This window comes from Corynebacterium tuberculostearicum, from assembly GCF_046097255.1.
Taxonomy (GTDB): Bacteria; Actinomycetota; Actinomycetes; order Mycobacteriales; family Mycobacteriaceae; genus Corynebacterium; species Corynebacterium tuberculostearicum_J.
Window position 1 is genome coordinate 899,305 of the sequence record NZ_CP175770.1, and the last position, 19,739, is coordinate 919,043.

General features: G+C 62.1%; 16 protein-coding genes. 7 read left to right on the forward strand and 9 right to left on the reverse strand.

Annotated features, from left to right (window positions below):
- The first annotated feature begins 2 nt into the window (after positions 1-2).
- Genes ACKFRY_RS04285 through ACKFRY_RS04300 form a run of 4 tightly spaced genes read left to right on the forward strand, consistent with a single transcriptional unit; the run spans position 3 to position 3,234 of the window.
- The gene (locus tag ACKFRY_RS04285; protein ID WP_034668822.1) at positions 3-1,040 is read left to right on the forward strand and encodes a DUF6779 domain-containing protein; all 1,038 of its coding nucleotides are present in this window, start codon (positions 3-5) and stop codon (positions 1,038-1,040) included.
- Positions 1,041-1,715, forward strand: a complete 675-nt coding sequence (locus ACKFRY_RS04290) for a hypothetical protein (RefSeq protein WP_005329912.1) — start codon at positions 1,041-1,043, stop codon at positions 1,713-1,715.
- Positions 1,712-2,614, forward strand: a complete 903-nt coding sequence (locus ACKFRY_RS04295; RefSeq protein WP_200435732.1) for a pantoate--beta-alanine ligase — start codon at positions 1,712-1,714, stop codon at positions 2,612-2,614. The genes ACKFRY_RS04290 and ACKFRY_RS04295 overlap by 4 nt, the downstream gene beginning before the upstream one ends.
- A complete protein-coding gene (locus tag ACKFRY_RS04300) occupies positions 2,614-3,234 on the forward strand; it encodes a GNAT family N-acetyltransferase (RefSeq protein ID WP_408923278.1) in 621 nt (206 codons plus the stop codon). The genes ACKFRY_RS04295 and ACKFRY_RS04300 overlap by 1 nt, the downstream gene beginning before the upstream one ends.
- 12 nt (positions 3,235-3,246) lie before the next feature.
- On the opposite strand, the gene ACKFRY_RS04305 is transcribed toward ACKFRY_RS04300, so the two are convergent.
- From ACKFRY_RS04305 to ACKFRY_RS04330, 6 genes are all read right to left on the reverse strand, one after another.
- Positions 3,247-4,548, reverse strand: coding sequence for an aminopeptidase C (locus ACKFRY_RS04305; protein ID WP_005325669.1), 1,302 nt, complete (start codon positions 4,546-4,548; stop codon positions 3,247-3,249).
- A gap of 13 nt (positions 4,549-4,561) precedes the next feature.
- Positions 4,562-5,860: an aminopeptidase C gene (locus tag ACKFRY_RS04310; protein WP_200435734.1), complete on the reverse strand. Its 1,299-nt coding sequence runs from the start codon at positions 5,858-5,860 to the stop codon at positions 4,562-4,564.
- A 49-nt stretch (positions 5,861-5,909) separates the two neighbouring features.
- Positions 5,910-6,851, reverse strand: a complete 942-nt coding sequence (locus ACKFRY_RS04315; protein WP_408923279.1) for an ArsA family ATPase — start codon at positions 6,849-6,851, stop codon at positions 5,910-5,912.
- Positions 6,842-7,099 carry a cory-CC-star protein gene (locus ACKFRY_RS04320; RefSeq protein WP_005325674.1) on the reverse strand — a complete coding sequence of 86 codons (258 nt, stop codon included), beginning with the start codon at positions 7,097-7,099 and terminating at the stop codon, positions 6,842-6,844. Before ACKFRY_RS04320 ends, ACKFRY_RS04315 begins: the two co-directional genes overlap by 10 nt.
- Positions 7,083-8,795: a carbon starvation protein A gene (locus ACKFRY_RS04325; protein WP_200435737.1), complete on the reverse strand. Its 1,713-nt coding sequence runs from the start codon at positions 8,793-8,795 to the stop codon at positions 7,083-7,085. Before ACKFRY_RS04325 ends, ACKFRY_RS04320 begins: the two co-directional genes overlap by 17 nt.
- A 226-nt stretch (positions 8,796-9,021) precedes the next feature.
- Entirely contained in the window at positions 9,022-11,124 is a 2,103-nt protein-coding gene (locus ACKFRY_RS04330) for a PhoX family phosphatase (RefSeq protein WP_049360198.1), read from the reverse strand.
- A 189-nt stretch (positions 11,125-11,313) separates the two neighbouring features.
- On the opposite strand from ACKFRY_RS04330, the gene lysS reads away from it, so the two are divergent.
- Both lysS and ACKFRY_RS04340 read left to right on the forward strand, forming a co-directional pair.
- The gene (gene lysS / locus ACKFRY_RS04335) at positions 11,314-12,891 is read left to right on the forward strand and encodes a lysine--tRNA ligase (RefSeq protein ID WP_005325682.1); all 1,578 of its coding nucleotides are present in this window, start codon (positions 11,314-11,316) and stop codon (positions 12,889-12,891) included.
- Between the two features lie 132 nt (positions 12,892-13,023).
- Positions 13,024-13,947, forward strand: a complete 924-nt coding sequence (locus ACKFRY_RS04340) for a hypothetical protein (protein WP_408923280.1) — start codon at positions 13,024-13,026, stop codon at positions 13,945-13,947.
- A 5-nt stretch (positions 13,948-13,952) separates the two neighbouring features.
- Here ACKFRY_RS04340 and crtI read toward each other — a convergent pair whose 3' ends face one another.
- The 3 genes from crtI to ACKFRY_RS04355 all read right to left on the reverse strand — a co-directional run bounded on the left by crtI (position 13,953) and on the right by ACKFRY_RS04355 (position 18,193).
- A complete protein-coding gene (gene crtI / locus ACKFRY_RS04345) occupies positions 13,953-15,482 on the reverse strand; it encodes a phytoene desaturase family protein (RefSeq protein ID WP_179386982.1) in 1,530 nt (509 codons plus the stop codon).
- A gap of 9 nt (positions 15,483-15,491) precedes the next feature.
- Positions 15,492-16,367, reverse strand: coding sequence for a phytoene/squalene synthase family protein (locus tag ACKFRY_RS04350; RefSeq protein ID WP_408923281.1), 876 nt, complete (start codon positions 16,365-16,367; stop codon positions 15,492-15,494).
- Positions 16,368-16,756: 389 nt separating this feature from the next.
- Positions 16,757-18,193, reverse strand: a complete 1,437-nt coding sequence (locus ACKFRY_RS04355; protein WP_179386979.1) for a GuaB1 family IMP dehydrogenase-related protein — start codon at positions 18,191-18,193, stop codon at positions 16,757-16,759.
- Between the two features lie 112 nt (positions 18,194-18,305).
- Here ACKFRY_RS04355 and ACKFRY_RS04360 point away from each other — a divergent pair, with 112 nt between their 5' ends.
- A complete protein-coding gene (locus ACKFRY_RS04360; RefSeq protein ID WP_408923282.1) occupies positions 18,306-19,727 on the forward strand; it encodes an MDR family MFS transporter in 1,422 nt (473 codons plus the stop codon).
- Positions 19,728-19,739 lie beyond the last annotated feature (12 nt).

Below are 19,739 nucleotides of genomic sequence, written 5' to 3' on the forward strand. Positions count from 1 at the left end.
GCATGACTGAGCCGCGCTCTTCTTCTAGCAAAACTCCCGCCAAGACGACCAAGCCGGATCTGGGCCAGACCGGGCTCATCGTCCTCGTGGTGTTGGCCGTTGTAGCCAGCATCGTCATGCTGATTTCCGGCTCTGCCGCAGCCCTTAAGATTGCGCTCATCGCCGCTTTGTGGGCTGCCGTGCTTGGCTTCTTCCTGGTGATGCGCTACCGCCGCCAGGCCGAGGAATCCGTGACCAAGCTGGAGCTGCAGGAGCGCGCTCACCGCGCCGAGCTCAAGCAGGCCCGCACAGCCGATGGCCAGCCGCTGCCGGATCAGGAACTGCTGGATGAGATCCGCACCGAGCTGGCTTCCATCCGCAAGCAGATTGAAGATCTTTCCGGCCAGAACTTCACCTATGAACCGGCCGCTCTGCACGCCGAGGCGCGCCGCATCATGCAGCTCGAGGCCCAAACCGCGGCCGCTGCTCGCCCTGGCTCTGAGGAGGGCAATGTGGACTTCACCCAGTCCTCTTCTGGCGCCCCGTCCGCCGATGCCATCGCTGGCCGCTTGGGTAACCAGCCATCCGCGGCGCACGCCGAGGCTAATCCGCTTAATGACATCATCAGCGAAAAGACTCGTGCGCAGCGTACCTCCGGCAAGGCTTCTGGTGCCTCCACCTTTAATACTGGTGGTTTCCAGGCCGTGCGCTGGGATACCGGCGGCGATGATTCCCTGAAGAATACCCGCACGTCCGCGGCCAGCGAGCACCACGGTAGCCATCGCAAGCCAGAGGCTGCCACCACGGCCAATGACGAAACCCAGGACATTCCGCAGCAGCCGGCACCACAGCGCGATGAGCGTGCGGAGTACCCGGGCTCCGGCCAGCACGTAGCCCCAGAAAAGTCCGAGCCGGTGCGCCAGAAGGCGGGCCGCGCGCATCACCGCGCGGCCGCCGATGAGCCCGATTCCCGCGGCCGCCGCCGCAGCGATGATAAGCGCGAGGGCGCGGTCTCCGTGGCCGAGCTGCTGGCCCAGGCGAAGAAAAAGAAGGATAAATAAATGCGCCCGCCACGCATGCGGGTAGCACTCTTCGGTCGTAGCTCGGCTGGTATCAACCTAGCCGGAGAAATGGCGCGTGCCGGCCACGAGATTGTTGAAATCTCCAATCCAGCGGAGCTTTCTTCCTTTGAGGCGCTTATCATTGCGGTCGGCGATGCTCGCCTAGATGCTGCAGTAGAACTACTGGAACCCCACGTTCACCGCGGTCTTATTGCCGTCCACACCTGCCTGTCGCGTGGCGTACAGGTTTTGGATCCGCTGGAGACTCGCGGCTGTGTGGTAGCCGCGCTTGCCCCTATCGTTTCTGGACGGTGGGCTGCAACCACCTTGGATGAGCTAGGTGAAACCATCGTGGAACTCATCGCCGGGGAGTTTCACGCCGATGTTCTCGCATTATCGGACGCCGAGCGTGCCCCTTTTGCCGCACGCGTCTACTATGCCGACATGCTGCACCGGCTACAGGTACCTGCGGCACGGGAAGCAGAATTTTTCGCCCCGACGGAGGAATGGCCGCCGGTAGGCAGTGACTTTGATAGTCAAGAAGCCATTGCTGCCTACCGCGGCGCCACCGATCCCGGCCTGCGCCGCAGCTATGTGGAGGTTGCCCGCCGCCTAGGCGAGGTAGACGGCCGCGAGGAGCTAGAAATGTGGGCCCTACAAGAGGAGAGCCGATGAGCCTGGAGATGGGAAACGCTACCGTCATCAACGACATTGAGCGCATCCGCATGGTCGGTAGTGCTTTTCACAAGACTGGCCGTCCGGTGGCCTTCGTGCCGTTGACCAATGGCGTGCATGCTGGCCATATCGCGTTGGTGCGCGCGGCCAAGCACATCCGCGGCGCGGTTACCGTCGTGGCCCTGCAGTCCCCGCACGAGGAAGATCTTGAGCTCCTGCGCGCCGAGGGCGTGGACATCGTGTGGAATTACTCAACAGAAACCTTGTGGCCACACGGCCGCCGGATCGCCGCGGCTCCGGTCGACGCCGCGACCGCCCTCGAGCCGGACCTCAGCGAGGACCTCTCCCTGTACCTTGCGCTCATCCTGTCGCTTTCGCCTACCGACGTCCTCCTCGGCGAAAAGGACTACGAGCTCCTCCTCGCCATCCACCACGCGGTCCAAGACTTCCACTTAGGCGTGCGCGTGCAGGGCGTGCCCGCCGTACGCATGCCTGATGGCGTGGTGATGAGTCTGCGCAATACCAACGTCCCGGCCGACTCCCGTGACCAGGCTGCGGCCCTATCCGCCGCGCTGACTGCCGGCGCGCATGCCGCCGAGGCCGGTGCCGATAAGGTCCGCGAGGTTGCTGCGGAAGTCTTGCGCGCAGCAGGCGTTGAACCGGACTACCTCGAGGTGCGCGGCCGCGACCTCGGCACGCCTCCCGAGGAGGGGGATGCCCGCTTGCTCGTCGCCGCGACAATCGGCGGCGTCCGCCTCATCGATAATGTGGGCCTGCCGCTGGGCATTGGGTTTAATAATATTGAAGAACACGAAGCCAAGGCCGAGCTCGAGCGTGAGCAACAACGCGAGCAACAGCGCGCGCAGGGTACCGCTTCCCAGCAGCCATCGGAGGACTAATGACCGATATCCGGATCCGCGACCTTGACCCGCGCGATGAGCCCAAGGCTATTTCTTTTGCCATCGAGGGCATGCACCTGCACTGGTTTGTGAAGAGCCGCCGCTTCGAGCGCGCCTATGGCCGCTACTTTTGGGACTTAGAGCGCGCCAAGGCCACCGATATCCTGGCCGCCTACGATGGCGACCGCTTCCTCGGCGTGCTGTTGGCCTCCATGAAGGGCAAGCCCGCGCTGCCATATCCGTGGTGGCGCAAGGCGTTTGTTCACGCGGTGGAAATCTTTAATAACCTGCGCCCGGGCGGGCACCGCGATGACTACGATGCCGCCAATCAGGACATGCTGCTCAAGTACTTGGGCAAGCACCCCATCGATGGCGAAATCGGCTTCCTCGTCGCCGACCCCAATTCCGGCGTGAGCGGCGTGGGCACGGCGCTGCTCGAGGCCTTCGAAGCCCGTCATGAGGGAAAGAATGTCTACCTGTTTACCGATGACGGTTGCACTTACCAGTTCTATGACAGCCGCGGTTTCACTCAGGTGGGCGAGCGCACCATCGCGGTCAACGAGGACCGCGACTTGGAGTGCATGCTCTATGTGCGCCGCCTTGGCACGCCGCAGTCTTAGCGTGCCGCAGGCTTAGCGCGCCAACGCGCCCATCGGATCCCAGGCCGGCAGGGTGGTGACGGACTCGGACTGCAATGCCGCTTGGTACTGCTCCGGCAGGCGGGAGGGGTGCACGGCGATTTCGAAGACGAACTCGTCGAACCAGTCATCGGCCATGGTCCAAAAGCCCTTATCGGCCTTCTTCGGGCCCCAGGAATTCTCCACGCGCCAGCGATTGACGGTGCCATCGTCTGCGATATCGGCGCCGGTAAACACCATCGCGTGGGTCATGAGGGACTCGTGCAGGCGCAAACGCTGCGCCTTGTCCAGATCCATCTCCACGCCGTAGAAGGCCTCATAATCGTGCAGGTGCTTGGCCCACACGCCGTGCTCATCATCGGATTGCTGGTCGGTATCGCAGCCGAACCAGACCGGCTGGCCGTCCTCGATGGAGGCACGCGCGGCATCGCGCAGCACCTCCACAGGCGCGTTCAAATAGGTCACGCGCTTTCCCGCCACGTTGCCCAGGTACTCCACGGTGTAGAGCTCGCCGTAGGCATTGCGCGGGTCGTTGACCACGCAGACGTACTCGCTTAGGTCCGCCGGCAGGTATTCCTCGGCAAACTCCTGCGGGGTATAGGTGCCCGCGCGGTGGAACTCATCGTCCTTATCGCGGTACTGCCACACAAAGTCCTCGGGTGGCAGGCCCAGGTTGGCGGTGAGGATACGGTAGACGTCGGCAAGCGCCTGCTCATGCGCGCCCTCTTCGCCGCTGCGGATGCGGTGGGCGGCGCGGCGCAGCACGGTCTGCAGATTGCGGTTAAGCATCGCCGTGGCCTCGGAAGAGGCGGTCTCCGGCATGGCGTACTGCGGCACCACACCGTACTTTTCCACCAAGGCGACGAACATGGACCACTGGCCGCCGTCATCGATGGGATCATCCATGAGCTTGGCGACGGTGCGGTCCGTAATCTCGCGGTCCTTCAGCTCGGCCATGGCGGTGAGGAACCAATTGGCCTTTTCCAGCTTGTCAAAGAAGTAAATATAGGTCTGCGAGAGCTCAAAGTCCTTGAGCTTGGCCTTGTCCATGAGCCCGCCGCGCAGGGAATTGAGGCCGGCAAAAATCCAGCAGCGGCCCGATGCCTTCTGGTCGGCCACGCCCCAGGAATCTAGCTTATGGCTGGTTACCGGAGTAAGGCTGCGCAGTTGCTCACGGTCGAGGCTGAGCTTGTCGACGCCCTCCTGGGCCACCCCATTGCGTACCAGGCGCAGCGTGGCATCGCTGGTGAGCTCGGCGGTGGCGGCATGAACCTCGTTCGGTTTAATCTCTGTCATTTTTCGATTCTCCTTAGTTCATCCGGTCCCAGAGGGGAAGCTCAATCGGTTCGGTGGCAAGAGCCTGGGCAAGCGCGTCGCTCAGGTGCTCCTTGCGCACGGCGATGTGGAAGACGTTCTGGTCAAACCAGGCATCGGCCATCGTGGCAAAGCCTTTGCCGGGCACGTCCTCGCCATCGTCCTTGCGCGGCGGCTTAGAGCCCCAGGAGTTCTCCACGCGCCAGGCGCGGTCACCATCGACGCCGGTGAGCACCATCGCGTGGGTGGGCGCGGTCTCGCCGGAGGTAAAACGCTCCTCCTTGCTCATGGAGGAATCGATCCCGTAGAGGCCATCGGTATCTACCAATCCCTCGTCCCATACGCCGTTGAGGAAGGAGAACTGGCGGTTGACATCGCAGCTAAACCACACCGGCTCACCGGCCGCCAGGCTGCGCTTGGCAGTTTCCTTCAGCTCAGCCGCGCTGACGTTGAGGTACTCCTGCGGTGCGCCGCCCAGCACATTGGTCTCCTCGGCGCTGCTAAAGACGCGATGCTTGGGGTTGGTGGAGCGGGGGTCATCGGCCAGCACCACGTACTCGTCCAGGTGCGGCAGGTACTTATCCGCAAACTCGCGCGGGGTGGAGTGCAGCCGCACGAATTGCTCGTCCTTGGTGCGATACGCCCAGGTAAATTCCTCCGGCGGGGTGCCCAGGTGGATGGCCAGGATGCGGTGGATATCCTTGCGCGCTTGGGCGAGGATTTCTTCGCGCGGTCCGTCCTGGGCGGCGGCACGACGCACCACCGTGGCGAGGTCGCGGTTCATCTCCGCGGTATTTCCAGACGAGCGCACCTCCGGCATGACCTCGGCAGGAACGGCGCCGTACTTGGCTACGAGGTTGCTAAAGAAGCACCACCAGCCGCCATCGGCCCCCGCGTGGTCTAGCACCGCGGCGACGGTGCGCTCGTCCCAGCCGGCGTCCTTCTTGTCCAGCAGCTGGTTGAGTACCAAGTTGGCACGTTCCAGCTTGTCAAAGTACTGCAGGTAGGTGAAGGAAAACTCGAAGTTATCAACGTTGAGCTCCTTGGCCGCGCGGTGACGGAAGACGTTCAGCGCCGCGAACATCCAGCAGCGGCCCGAGCGCTTCTGGTCCGATACGCCCAAGCTATCCAGCTTGACCTCGGTGGTGGGGTAGAGGGCCGTAATGCGGTCGCGGTCCAGGGCCGCCTTGGCCGCCCCGACGTTGGTAATGGCGTTGCGCGCGATGCGCAGCCGGGAATCGGCCGCGGCCTCCTCGCGCAAGTGGGATAGGTATTCGTTGGTGAGCAAAGTCATAGTTTCGGTTTTAGCAGACCCAAGCCCACAGCGGCGCGGGCGGGTGGAGCTAGAGGTAGGCCGCCAGCTTGCCGACGGCCCCCGGAGTCCCCACTTCCTCCGGCAACCACGGAACCTCGCGCACCGGGGTATCGGGCAGCTGGGTGCGCAGGAGTGCGAGCGCCTCATCCTCGGCGGCGCGTCGGGCGGCCAAGAACTCGCCTTGGTTCTCCGGGGTGCGCCGGTTAACCAGCATGGATCCCACCCGCACACCGTTGCTCGTGAGGTCCGCATGAAACTCGGCAGATTCCAGCACGGGCAGGCGCTCAGCGGTGAGCACGATGTGGAACACGGTGCACGGGGAGGTAAGAGCGGTGCGCAGCTGGGCAAAGCGCTCGCGGCGCTGGAAAAGCGTGGCGCGAATTTCCTGATTGCGCCGGTCCACTGGGTCATTATCCGCGCCGCTTCCTTGCGACATACCGCGCACCAGCGAGCCGAATTTATCGGATTTCTCGCGCCGGGAGAGCAATCCATCGGTATAGGCGGCCATGATCTCCGGCAAGGCCATCAGCCGCGAAGTGTGCCCAGAGGGGGCGGTATCGAAGATGAGGTAGTCGAAGTCCGACTCCTCCACGACGAGCGCCGCTATGCGCTCCAATAGGGCCGCCTCCTGTGTGCCGGGCGATTGCCGGGCCAAGTCGAGGTGCTTTTTCACCTCGCCGTGCAGGTGTTCGGGCATAAAGCGGCGCATCGAGTTCCCTACCTGCGCTAGGTGCTGCTCGGTCGCGCGCGCAGGGTCGATCTCGATGGCGGACAGGGTAGGGGTGAGGTTTACGGGGGCGTCGCCAAGCGAGGCACCAAAAATATGCCCCAGGTTATGCGCCGGGTCCGTAGAAACCAGGCAGACGCGATGCTCGCGGGACAGGCGCAACGCGGTGGCGGTGGCCAAGGTGGTCTTGCCCACCCCGCCCTTGCCGCCAAAGAACATGATGGGTGAGGTCTCTAGCAACATTGAATATTCTCCAGCGGGGATTTATCCATTCCCATGCGGGTATGCCAGGCGTGGAAATCCTCATAGACCAACGGCAAAAGTTCCAGGGTGTAGTAGCTGGCCGGGTTGGGGATGCCCAGGGCCTCCGAGGCAACCAGCATCATGAAGAGATCGTCTTCTTGCTGTTGGGCCTTGGCAAAGCTGGCGCGATACGGGGCCTGGTAGTACTCATTGAGCCCGGCCGCAAGTGCCTTAAGCTTGTCGAGCATGCTCGGGCAGCGGGGCGTCAAGGTCATCATCGGTCCACTCCAGCGGGGCCTCCTTGCGGGCGCGGGAAATGGCGCCGACGGCCTCTACAATCACCCAGATGGCGGCCACCACGATGATGACGTCCATGCAGAATAGCAGCCAGTTCTGGCTGGTAAAGAGGGACTTCAGCTGGAGGAGTGCGGCCCACAGTGACATGGTGGTAACGAAGATGAGCGGGAAGACTACCGGCCACGTCGGCCGGCGCAGGTGGGTCAGGATGACCACCACGATGGCCAAGGAAAGGCCCGCCATGAGCTGGTTGGTGGTGCCGAATAGCGGCCAGATGGTCATGCCGCCGGATCCATCCGCACCGGCGGAGAAGGTCAGGCCGAAGGCCAAGCCCACCGCGATGACGGTGGCGGCCAAGGCCTTGATGCGCACGCCCATGATCTCGCCAATTTCTTGCACCACGAGGCGCTGCAGGCGCACGCCCGAGTCCATGGTGGTGGCGGCAAAAAGCACGGCCATGGTGGCCAAGATGGTGCCGGAGAGGGACGTGGGAATCCCCATGCCTTCATTCATGAGTGCGCCGCCGCCTTGCACGAAGGCCTCCACACCTCCGGCATTCCACTCGGAGTAGATCTCTTCCCACTGCTGCAGGGACTTAAAGCCTGCGGTGGTGGCGATGATGGTGCCCAGCGCGAGTAGGCCCTCGCCCACGGCGCCGAAGTATCCCACAAAGCGCACGTCAGTTTCCTTATCCACCTGCTTGGACGAGGTACCAGAGGCCACCACGCCGTGGAAGCCTGAAATAGCGCCGCAGGCGATGGTGACAAAGAGCAGCGGGAAGATGCCCGGGGTGTCCTCCGGCACGTTGTCGCGCAGCGCCGGTGCGGCAAGCGTAGGGCGGGTAATGAGGAAGGAGCCGTACAAAATGGCCAGGCCCACAAAGAGCTGGAGGCCGTTGATGTAGTCGCGCGGCTGCAGCAACACCCATACCGGCAGCATCGAAGCGATAAAGGCGTAGATGAATAACAAGATGATCCACACGCCGTTCGCTGGGATCCCCAGGACGGTATCCGGCAGGACCACGGGCACGCGGTCACCGATGATCATCAGCGCGTAGAGCGCGACAACGCCCACGATGGAGACCAGCGGCAGGTTCCAATTCAGGCGGTAGATGGCCTGGCCGATAAGCAGCGCGACGACGACGGCGCCCCACGTGGGTATTACGGCCGTAGGCGTGGAGACCAGCAGGTTCGAAATGACCACGGCGAAGGCCGCATTCACCATCAATAGCAGCAGGAAGATGACGATGAGGAAGAGGTTGCGCCCGCGCTTGCCAATGTAGCGCCCAGACAACGTGCCGATGGACTGGCCCTTGTGGCGCTGCGACGCCCACAGCGCACCTAAATCGTGCATGCCGGCAAAGAAGACGGTGCCGAGGGTGACCCAGAGAAACGCCGGACCCCAGCCCCAGATGACGGCTACAGCCGGACCAATGATGGGCGCGGCGCCCGCCACGGAAGTGAAGTGGTGGCCCCACAGGACGTATTTATTGGTAGGCACAAAGTCCACGCCGTCTTCCATGGTGTGGGCCGGGGTGGAGTAGTTCGGGGATAGCCGGAAAATGCTCTTTCCTAGGACCTTGGAATAGAGCAGATAGCCGGCGCCCATCATCGCAATGCCGATGATGGCGAGGACTAGAGAGTTCATGGTGTGCGTCTCCTCATGGGCAGTTGGGTGGCGTGTCTCACACGTGCGGATAGTATGCCATAACTCACATAGGTATTAGCCTGTGGGGGAGACCGGCGGGTGGATTTATATTTGGAAGGCGCAGGCGGCGCAGTACCTCATGCTGCCGGCAGGGAAAACAACAGCGCGGCCCCAGTTCCAGCGGAGGAACGAGGGCCGCGCGGTGGGTACTTAAACCAGGTGGTGCTTACTTCTTATCGACGCCGATGTTGCCGTCCTTCTTCCACACCACAACCACTGCTGGGCGAGGGGTGGACTTGCCACCGTCAGGCCAGTGGGAGGTCTGCTTTTCAAAGGTGGCATCATCGGTTTCACCTGGGTGCTGGACGTTGACCATCACACGCTCATCGGTGACGATGGGCCCGCAGGTCTCGGCACCTGCCGGCACGGTCAGGAAGCACTTCAGCTCACCGCGGGTATCGCCCTCAGTGGTCACGGCGTAGAGGCCATCGTTGGACTCCAGCGCGTTACCGTCGGTGGAGATCCACAGATTGCCGTGGCTATCGAAGGCCAGGTTATCCGGGCAGGAAATCGGGGATACCTTCTCCTTATCAAAGCCGCCGAAGTAGGTATTGGCCTCCTTCGGATCACCACAGACCAGGAAGAGGTTCCAGGTGAACTTCTCGCCAGCGTGGTCATCTTCAATCTCCATGACCAGGCCGTTCTTGTTCTCCTTGATAGGAGCCCACTCCATCGGCTCTTCCTTGTTCTTCTTGGCGTTCTCTCCGGTAGCGCCGCGGTATTTATTGTTGGTCAGGGCGACGTAGACCTTCTCGGAGTCTGGGTGAACCTGCATATCCTCAGGACGGTCCATCTTGGTGGCGCCCACCTTATCGGCGGCCTCACGGGTGTAGACGGCAACCTCTTCGGCAGACATGCCATCAACGTGGGACTCGAACTTATTGTTCTCGGTATCAGAGGTCAGCAGCTTGACCCACTCGCCCTTGCCGTCGAAGGAGCCGTCCTCTGGCAAAACGCCAGAGCCATCGATTTCATCCTCGGGGGAGTTGCCCTCCAGCTTGGCCACGTACAGGGTGCCGTGATCCAAGATGCTGAGGTTGTGCTCGATATTGCCCTCTTCGTACTTCTTGGTGGAGACGAACTTGTAGATGTACTCAAACCGGGAGTCATCGCCGGAGTAGCACACCACGGTGCCATCGGAGGCGATGTGGACGTTGCCGGCCTCGTGCTTGAATCGGCCCAGAGCGGTGTGCTTGACCGGGGTGGACTTAGGATCTAGCGGGTTAATCTCAACCAACCAGCCGAAGCGGTTAGGCTCGTTCGGCTCCTTGGAGACGTCGAAGCGCTTATCAAAGCGCTCCCATTTGCGCTGGGTCTCGCCATCTTCCAAGCCGAAGCGCTCCAGGGACTCCTGTGCCTTCTTGTCATCCAGCTTGGCGTGTGCAAAGTACTGGTCAAAGTTCTCTTCGCCAGAGAGCATGGTGTTCCACGGGGTGATACCGCCGGAGCAGTTAGCCAGGGTGCCCTTGACCTTCTTGCCCGTCTTATCGGCGGAAGTCTTTACAAACTCGGAACCGGCAGCCGGACCTACCAAGGTGAATTCGGTAGTAGCGGTAATGCGGCGGTTGAGTGGACCAAACTCGCGCTTGAGTTCACCGGTATCGCCTACCTTGGACACCTCCACGATGGAGTGGCCGTGGCCAGCCCAGCCAATCTTGGCCTGCTCTTCGGTGGGGTTATCCGCATCGTAGTTAGGGAACATCTGCGGTTCGGTGGTGTACTCGTGGGAGCAGACGTAGATAAGGCGGTTGTCATCGTCCGGGTGCTCGATGAGGCCGGCGAAGTCATTGTTGAAGCCGAATTGCTTCTCGGCTGCCTCGGCGGTCTGGTTCTTGTCATCGAATTCCGGCGCGTCCTCAAACAGCGGGTCGCCCCAGGCAATGAGGACGGACTGCTCGTAGCCATCCGGGATGACCACTTCGTCCTTCTCGTTTGGCTGTACTGGGTCGAACTTCATGCCCTCTGCGGAGGTGAGCTCAACGTTCGCCTCAGAGGTTTTGCCGCCCTTGCCCTCGGAGGAAGAAGCCTCATTAGACGCATCATCCGGGTTGGAGCAGGCCGCCAAAGCAGCGCCGCCGCCAACGGTGACGACGGACAGGCTGCCCGCACGCAGCGCGGTACGGCGGGAGAACTGGTCAGCAAAGTACGGGTTATTGGACTTGTTCTCGCACTCGCCAAAGCAAGCATTACCGCACTTGTAAGTGCAGGTCAGGCTGGAACGAGAGGAGGCAAAGAGACTAGAGAGAAGGTTGCGGCCTTTAAGCGCCATAGTTACTGCTCCAAATGGGTTGAAAATATTGTTTAGACACGGGGACAGCCATATATATAAGGGGATCTCAGTAACAGTGCGTTGGCGCGGAGGTGACGGTGAAGTGAATTATGCGTAAATCTTTTCCGGGGTGAGGTTGGCGTGGGCTAAATCGCGTGCTGCGGTGGGGATCGACTACCCTAGGCTAACGTGAGCGAGCAGAAGAATAATGAAGTAAACGATGTCCCTGAGCAGCTGCGCATCCGCCGCGAGAAGCGCGATCGCCTGCTGGAATCCGGCGTAGAGGCCTACCCGGTCACCGTTGAGCGCACCATCTCTTTGAAGGATTTGCGCCACGATTTCCGCGTAGTGGCCGAGGGCGAAGAGCCGGGCACGGAAGAAGGCGTGACCTACCTGGCCCCAGGCGAGGAAACCGAGGTAACCCACGCCATTGCCGGCCGCCTTATCTTTATGCGCAATACCGGCAAGCTGTGCTTTGCCACCCTGCAAGATGGCGACGGCACCCAGGTGCAGGCCATGCTTTCTTTGGCCGAGGTAGGCAAGGAGCGCCTCGACGCGTGGAAGTCCGATGTTGACTTGGGCGATTTCATCTCCGTGCGCGGCCGTGTGATTTCCTCCCGCCGCGGCGAGCTGTCCATCATGGTTTCCGAGTGGACCATGGCCGCTAAGTCCCTGCGCCCGCTGCCAGTGTCCTTTGCCGATATGGCAGAAGATACCCGTGTGCGCCAGCGCTATAACGACCTCATTATCCGCGAAGAGGCCCGCAAGAACGCCATGATCCGCGTGAAGGTCATGCGCGCACTGCGTAACTACCTGGAAAGCCAGGACTTCGTTGAAATCGAGACCCCGATGCTGCAGACCCTGCACGGTGGCGCGGCCGCTCGCCCGTTTATCACCCACTCCAATGCGCTGGATATTGACCTCTACCTGCGCATCGCGCCGGAGCTGTATTTGAAGCGTGCCGTCGTCGGCGGCATTGACCGCGTCTTCGAAATCAACCGTAACTTCCGCAATGAGGGCGTGGACCGCTCCCACTCGCCGGAGTTCGCCATGCTCGAGACCTATGCTGCATGGGGCGACTACGACGATTGCGCCCGCATGACGCGCGAGTCCATCCAGGCCGTAGCGCGCGACGTCTTTGGCTCGACCACCGTCACCCTGGCGGATGGCACTGAGTTCGATTTTGGCGGCGAAGAGTGGCCCGAAATCGAGATGTACCCCTCCCTCAATGAGGCCCTGCAGCGCAAGTTCCCGGGCCAGCCGGAGGTCACCATCGATACCGACGTTGAAACGCTCAAGGGCATTGCCGACGTCATCGGCCTTGACGTCCCCAAGGACGGCGGCTGGGGCCACGGCAAGCTGGTGGAGGAAATCTGGGAGGTCCTGTGCGAGGACCAGCTGGAAGGCCCCATCTTTGTCAAGAACTTCCCGGTCGAGACCTCCCCGCTGACTCGTCAGCACCGTTCCAAGCCGGGCGTGACCGAGAAGTGGGATCTCTACGTCCGCGGCTTCGAGCTGGCAACCGGCTACTCCGAGCTGGTGGACCCGGTTATCCAGCGCGAGCGCTTTGAGGATCAGGCCCGCCTGGCCGCCGGTGGCGATGACGAAGCCATGGTGCTGGATGAAGACTTCCTTGCCGCAATGGAGCAGGGCATGCCGCCTACGGCCGGCACCGGCATGGGCATGGACCGCTTGCTGATGGCCCTGACCGGCCTGGGAATCCGCGAAACCGTGCTTTTCCCACTGGTTAAACCGGAGCAGAAGTAGCACCTAGCGTCCTCTCGCTTTGCCGTCAGCCCGCGCGGGCTGACGGCCTTGTTATTTTCAGCTGGTGTTTCTTCCCACATTCATGCTGCGAAAGGTCAGCACAGGTTCCCACCGCATGGAAAAATGCAGGACATGAAAAGAATTCTCCCTATCCTTGCCCTACCTGTATTGGCCGTCGGGCTTGCGTCGTGTTCCTCTGCTGACGGTAACGAGGAAGCGCCCCAATTCCGCCCACAGATGACCGAAAGCACCGCAGCTAGCTCGGCGGAGGCTTCCTCTCCAGAGACCACAGCGGAAGAAACCACCGAATCAGATAAGAAAGTGGATGACTCCGGTCTCACGATGCGCTCGGCCGAGGACTTTTTGGCGAAGGGTCCCGAATACGCGCAGTCGAAGGCATGGGGAGTTAAAAGTCCCGATGAAAAGGTCTGGTGCTCCTTTAATGAACTCTCCGAAGGGCCGTGGTGCACCGTGCAGTTTGCAGATCCACCCCTAATGCCAGACCCAAACCAGCCGCAGTGGGAGGCTAATATGGTCAGCTTCAAAAAGGGGGAGGGCTTCTTCCCGTCTGGCGTGGTGGACCCAGGTGACCTGACTCCACCGAAACAGCTCAAGGCAGGGGAGAAGGTAGAAATTGAAGGAGCTACCTTCGAGGCACCTAACTCGGACGAGTTCACGGTCACAGCGAAAGGGCATTACTTCACCGTAAAGGACAACGGTCAGTACTTCTCCGATACCTTCCTGCCTAAGCCCGATTCCAATGGCAACGGCAAAATAGGCACTATCTGTGGCCAGATAGATACCCAATGGGGACGAAAGAACGTCTACGTGCAAGTCGATGGCACGAACTGCACCAAAGCTATGCAGGTCGTGGATAGCTATGTGCACCACGAATTTAAGCTGGAGGAAATGAATACTCGTGGCTTCCTCAAAGTCGATGGCTGGCAGTGTGATGTTTCTGCGCCGAAATTCTTAGACGACGCAGAGCCTGAAAACCGCCTGCCCAAATGCTTAGATATGAGCGGGAGCGGACGCGTAGTTTTGCTGGATACCTAGAGCATTTAGCGCACAAGTGGCCCGGCGGAGGTATCGCCACGCAGGCGCTTGATAATGTTCTCAGCCGAAATCAGGCACATTGGCACGCCGACGCCCGGCACGGTGGTGGCACCGGCGTAATAGAGTCCATCGACCTTGCGCGAGGCATTGCGTCCGCGCAAAAACGCCGATTGCCGCAGCGTGTGCGCAGGCCCAATAGAACCGGCCGACCAAGCATGGTAGCGCTCGGCAAAATCGGCCGGGCCGAGCGTGCGCTTGACGACGACCCTCTCCACCAAATCCGGCACCCCGGCTGTGGCTGCGATGTGGTTAAGGGCGGCGTCGGCAATCGCGGCGACGCGCTCGGATGCCTCTGCGTGGTAGGCATCGCCGAACCCGGGCGCCTCCGCGGCCGGCACCGGCACCAAAATGAAGAGGTTTTCGTGGCCCGCGGGCGCTACGCTCGGGTCGGTGGCCGAGGTCTTGGACACGTAGATGGATTCCGAGGCACCCAACGGCCGGGAAGGCTCCGGACCGGAATAGACGGCGCGGAAATCCGGATCCCAATCCTGGCTAAAAAGCAGCGTATGGTGCGCTAGTTCTGGCAGCTCGCCCTTCACCCCGGCCAAAATGAGCACGGTGCCCAGACCGGGATTGCGCCGGCCCCAGTAGCGCTCCGGGTAGGTGCGCAACTGCGGCGGCAAAAGTTGGGTCTCGGTGTGGTGCATGTCCGCCGCCGAGACCACGATATCGGCGTGGATGGCGCCCTTATTCGTGCGCACGCCGGTGACCTTACGGTTGGCGACCTTGATGGAGGTCACCTCTTCGCCCAAGCGGAAGGTGGCGCCAAACTTCTGAGCCTGCCGGTAGATGGCCTGGACCACGGCGGCGAAGCCGCCCTGCGGGTAACGCACGCCCTCCACCAGGTCGGTGTGGCTCATCAAGGAATACAGTGCTGGTGCGGCGGCCGGCTCGGAGGACAAAAAGACCGCCGGGTAGCTTAAGATTTGGCGCAGGCGGGCATCGGAAAACGTTCGGCCCACGTACTGCTTTAGGTTCACCGTCAGCAGAGCCATGAGGCGCGAAATCCGGGTGCGGATATCGCGGTGCACCAGGTTCAGCGGCGCGGAGAAGGTGGTGTAAAGGAAGTGCTTGAGCGCCATGTCATAGGTATCGCTGGCCTGCGCTAAGTACTCCCGGACTTTCTCGCCCGCGCCGGGCTCCAGTGACTCGAAAAGCGCGGTAACTTCTTCGGTGCCGGAGTGCACGTCCACCGGCGCATCGCCGTGAAAGACGCGGTAGGCGGGGGAGAGGTCCACCAAGTCCAGCTCTGCCTCGGTGGAGGTGCCACACAGCGCAAAGAAGTGATCGAAAGCCTCGGGCATGAGGTACCACGACGGGCCGGTATCCCACCGGAAGCCGGCTTCCTCGAAGCTGCCGGCGCGCCCGCCTACCTCATCCAGCGAGTCCACGACGGTGACCTCGTAGCCCTCGCGGCCGAGCAAAGCGGCGGTGGCGAGACCGGCGATGCCGGCTCCAATGACGACGGCGTGCATGATGTCTCCTTACTTTTCGCCCGTGGGTGAGATCTGGCTGCTGTGGCCGCGACGGCGCACCGCGCGGGCCGCGAGCCAAGCCTTGGTGTGGTTCGGCACGGATACCCGCGTGGTGGCAAGCGCCGTAGCCGGGGTGGCGGCGAGGCGATTGGTGAGCTCGGCAAAGATATCCGCCGCCGCGCTCACACCCACCCGCGCGGAAGCCGGGAGCAAGTCTATGGTGAGCGCGGCGGTGGCGAGCTCTCGGCGGATCTCTGCGATGAGCGCGGACTTGGTGGCTTCATCAATCCGACCAGATGGGGCCTGCTGAAAATAGGTGCGGCCTAAAGTGGAGCTATCCTCGCGCAGGTCACGCAGGAAATTAATCTTCTGAAAGGCTGACCCTAGCGCGCGGGCGCCGCGCTCCATGGCGGCGCGGTCGGCAGGGGAGACGTTCTCCTCGGCCAAGAAAATTTGCAGGCACAATAGCCCGATGGCTTCCGCTGAGCCGTAGATATAGTCCTGCAGCTCCGACGGGGAGTATTCGCGATGGGTCAGGTCCGCGCGCATGGAGCTAAAGAAGGCAACAAGGTGCTCGCGGTGGAAGCCGCAGCGGCGAGCGGTGATGGCATAAGCGTGCACAACCGGGTCGGTGTGCAGTCGCTGCTGCGGCGCGGCCAGAATGGTCTTTTCGTAGGCATCCAGTGCGGCCGCGGGGTCGGTGTGGGCTTGGGCTGCGGCGCCGTCGACAAGCTCGTCTGCAATGCGCACCACCGCGTATAGGTGGCGGATATCGGCGCGCACCCGCCCGCGCAAAAGCCGCGTGGCCAGGGAGAAGCTGGTGGAGTACTGCCCCATAACCTGCGCGGCCGCGCGGGAGGCCGCTTGGTCATAGCGAGTCAACATATCTGTCAACGTAGCACGTGCTGAGCGGAGGGCTTCTAGGGACGCTGGCTTCTTAGCACTCGAACTCTAGACTGTTCGAATATCCAGGAGGCCGCTTCCGGGGAGATCCAGGAACAAACTTTGTGAAGTGCTGTTGATACGTGATTCCTCAGAAGTACCTCAGCGTGCTGAATATCTTCTAGGAATGCCTTCGAGACGCGGGTGTTCCATAGATAAAGAGCCGCCGGGTCAGGATGATCGAGGAATCTCCTCATTCTGGGAGCTGAAAACCATTCAATTAGCTGGCGTTGGGTAGCTGATTATGGCGTCATGTCTCCCATGGTAGTGTCGCATTTGAAAGCCCCAGAGCGATCCCTGCAGGCCATCTGCACATCACTGGGGTTATTGTTTTAGCGGTTCGTGGCGCGTGGCTGCCCCTCGGCAAAGCCAGCGGCGGACTGCACGCCCACGGTGGCGCGCTCGCGGAAGGCGGCCAGGGAATCGGCGCCGGCGTAGGTGCACGAGGAGCGCACGCCCGAGATAATCCGGTCCACCAGGTGCTCCACGCCGCCGTGCTCGGGGTCGAGGTAGATGCGGGAGGTAGAAATGCCCTCTTCGAACATCTCGCGGCGGGCGCGCTCAAAGGCCTCGGTATCGGAATTGCGGCCGCGCACCGCCCGGCGCGAGGCCATACCGAAGGATTCTTTATAAAAGGCGCCGTCGGCATCCTTGTGCAGGTCACCTGGGGATTCAAAAGTGCCGGCGAACCAAGAGCCAATCATGACATTGGAGGCGCCCGCGGCCAGTGCGAGGGCGACATCGCGCGGGTCGCGCACGCCGCCGTCGGCCCAAACATGGGCGCCTACCTCCCGGGCGGCCGCAGCGCATTCTAAGACGGCCGAGAATTGCGGGCGGCCCACGCCAGTCTGCATGCGGGTGGTGCACATCGCGCCCGGGCCCACACCGACCTTGATAATGTCCGCGCCGGCCGTGGCCAGTTCGCGCACACCCTCGGCCGTGACAATATTGCCGGCGGCAATGGGAAGCCCCAGATCCAGCGCCTTCACCTTGCGCAGCGCGGTGAGCATGCTTTCCTGATGTCCGTGTGCAGTATCGATGACGAGGACATCAGCACCGGCCTCCGCTAGGGCACGGGCGCGACCTTCCACGTCACCGTTGATGCCCACCGCAGCACCGATGTGCAAGCGGCCTTGCTTGTCGACGCCCGGCCTGTACATCTTCGCCCTCACCGCACCCTTCCTCGTGAGGATTCCGGCCAAGGTGCCATCCGGGTTGACCACCGGGGCTAGCTTGCGGGAGGTCTTGCGCAGCTTGGTAAAGGCCTCCTGTGGGTCAATGCCCACCGGCAGCGTGACCAAGTCGGTGGTCATCAGCTGGCCGACGGCGGTGAAGTTATCCTGCCCACGCAGGTCCTTTGGGGTGATGATGCCGATGGGCATGTTCCCCTCGACCACGATGGCGGCACCATGGGCGCGCTTGTGCAAAAGGTTGCTGGTATAGCCCACGGTGTGGTGCGGCTTCACGGTAATTGGGGTGTCATAGACCAAGTCCGCCGCCTTAACAGAGGCGATGGTTTCTGCGGCCGCTTCCAAGGAGAGGTCCTGTGGCAGGATGGTCAGCCCGCCGCGCCGGGCGATGGTCTCGGCCATGCGGCGCCCGGCCACGGCAGTCATATTGGCCACGATGAGTGGGATGGTATTTCCGGTGCCGTCCTCAGTGGTGAGGTCTACCGACTGGCGCGAGCCCACCTCGGAGTGGCTCGGGACCATAAATACGTCGGAGTAGGTCAATTCGTACGGCGGATGGGAATCGTTGAGAAAACGCACTGGGGTGTACCTCGCTTTAGGCTCGGGTGGCGCGGTCTCACCGCGCGGATGAAGACACTAAAACTATACTCCTCGACTTTCCCCGCACCCGCGGCCTCAGTATCCTGTCTGGGTGTCTCAGAAACCAGATCCCCACATTTCCGCAGAGGTAAAAATCAACCTCACCATCCTCGTTCTCGGCGCGATGGTGATGATCCTGAACAAGACCGCCCTGTCGGTGGCGCTGCCCACCATCATGGCGGACTTCGGCATCCCCGCGACCTCCGCCCAGTGGCTGCTTACCGGTTTCCTCCTCACCATGGGCGTGGTCATCCCGACCACCGGCTTTCTCATGGATAAGTTCACCACCCGGCAAATCTTCTTGGCATCGTCGGGCGTTTTTCTTGCCGGTACGGTGCTGGCGGCGCTCGCCCCGGCCTTCGGCGTGCTGCTGGTGGGCCGCGTATTCCAGGCGACCGGCACCGCCTTGATGATCCCCACCCTGATGACGGTGGCGATGACCCTCGTCCCGCCGCAGCGCCGCGGCAGCGTAATGGGCATTATCTCCGTGGTCATTTCCGTCGCCCCAGCGCTCGGCCCCACTGTAGGTGGCTTCGTGTTGAGCATGTCTAGCTGGCACGTCATCTTCTGGACTATGGCGCCGCTGCTTGGCCTCATCTGCGCCGCCGGCTATTTCCGCCTGGTCAACGTGGGGGATAAGCGCGATACCCCGCTGGATTTCCCGTCCGTCGTGCTGTCCGTCTTCGCCTTCGGCGGATTGGTCTACGCCGTATCGTCCCTGGAAAACATGTTGGAGGGAGATGGCCTCGTAGACATCGTCGTTCTCATCGTCGGCCTCGTGGCCTTGGCGCTTTTCACCCGCCGCCAGCTGCGCTTGGCCAAGGACAATCGCGCCCTTTTGGACATGCGCCCGTTTACGGTTCCCAACTTCACCGTGGCGGTACTGGGCATGCTGCTCATGTTTGGGCTATTGCTCGGCGTGGTCAATATCCTGCCCATCTACCTGCAGACCTCCCTGGCGGTAAGCTCGCTGGTCACCGGGCTCGTCGTCATGCCTGGAGGCTTGCTCCAAGGCGGCATCTCGCCGATGGTCGGCCGCCTCTATGACATCCACGGGCCCCGCCCGCTCATGATCCCCGGCGCCTTGCTCCTAGCCGCGGGCACGTGGCTGATGACCCTGCTCAACGAGGACAGCGCGGTATGGATGGTCATTGGCATGCACATCCTTTTTGCCCTGGGCATTGCGCTTATGATGACGCCGCTGATGACGACGTCCCTCGCCTCCCTGCCAGACGAGCTCTACTCGCACGGCTCCGCCATCCTCAATACCCTGCAGCAGCTGGCGGGCGCGGCCGGCACTGCCTTCCTGATGACCTTCCTGACCCGTGGCACCAAGTCCGGTGCGGCCCAAGGCATGAACGAGGCCGCCGCCACGGCCCATGGCGCGCACTGGGCTTTCCTTTTTGCCGGTGCGCTTTCGCTGGTGGTCGTCGTACTGGCCCCGTTCCTCAAGCGCGTACCCTCCGGGGAATAGGAACAAGGACAA

Bases quoted from the DNA above. Each gene is read 5' to 3' on its own strand.
- crtI (WP_179386982.1), bottom strand. From the start codon at position 15,482: ATGCACGCCGTCGTCATTGGAGCCGGCATCGCCGGTCTCGCCACCGCC.
- ACKFRY_RS04330 (WP_049360198.1), bottom strand. From the start codon at position 11,124: ATGGCGCTTAAAGGCCGCAACCTTCTCTCTAGTCTCTTTGCCTCCTCT.
- ACKFRY_RS04290 (WP_005329912.1), top strand. From the start codon at position 1,041: ATGCGCCCGCCACGCATGCGGGTAGCACTCTTCGGTCGTAGCTCGGCT.
- ACKFRY_RS04285 (WP_034668822.1), top strand. From the start codon at position 3: ATGACTGAGCCGCGCTCTTCTTCTAGCAAAACTCCCGCCAAGACGACC.
- ACKFRY_RS04310 (WP_200435734.1), bottom strand. From the start codon at position 5,860: ATGACTTTGCTCACCAACGAATACCTATCCCACTTGCGCGAGGAGGCC.
- ACKFRY_RS04350 (WP_408923281.1), bottom strand. From the start codon at position 16,367: ATGTTGACTCGCTATGACCAAGCGGCCTCCCGCGCGGCCGCGCAGGTT.
- ACKFRY_RS04325 (WP_200435737.1), bottom strand. From the start codon at position 8,795: ATGAACTCTCTAGTCCTCGCCATCATCGGCATTGCGATGATGGGCGCC.
- ACKFRY_RS04340 (WP_408923280.1), top strand. From the start codon at position 13,024: ATGAAAAGAATTCTCCCTATCCTTGCCCTACCTGTATTGGCCGTCGGG.
- ACKFRY_RS04320 (WP_005325674.1), bottom strand. From the start codon at position 7,099: ATGCTCGACAAGCTTAAGGCACTTGCGGCCGGGCTCAATGAGTACTAC.
- ACKFRY_RS04315 (WP_408923279.1), bottom strand. From the start codon at position 6,851: ATGTTGCTAGAGACCTCACCCATCATGTTCTTTGGCGGCAAGGGCGGG.
- ACKFRY_RS04295 (WP_200435732.1), top strand. From the start codon at position 1,712: ATGAGCCTGGAGATGGGAAACGCTACCGTCATCAACGACATTGAGCGC.
- ACKFRY_RS04305 (WP_005325669.1), bottom strand. From the start codon at position 4,548: ATGACAGAGATTAAACCGAACGAGGTTCATGCCGCCACCGCCGAGCTC.
- ACKFRY_RS04300 (WP_408923278.1), top strand. From the start codon at position 2,614: ATGACCGATATCCGGATCCGCGACCTTGACCCGCGCGATGAGCCCAAG.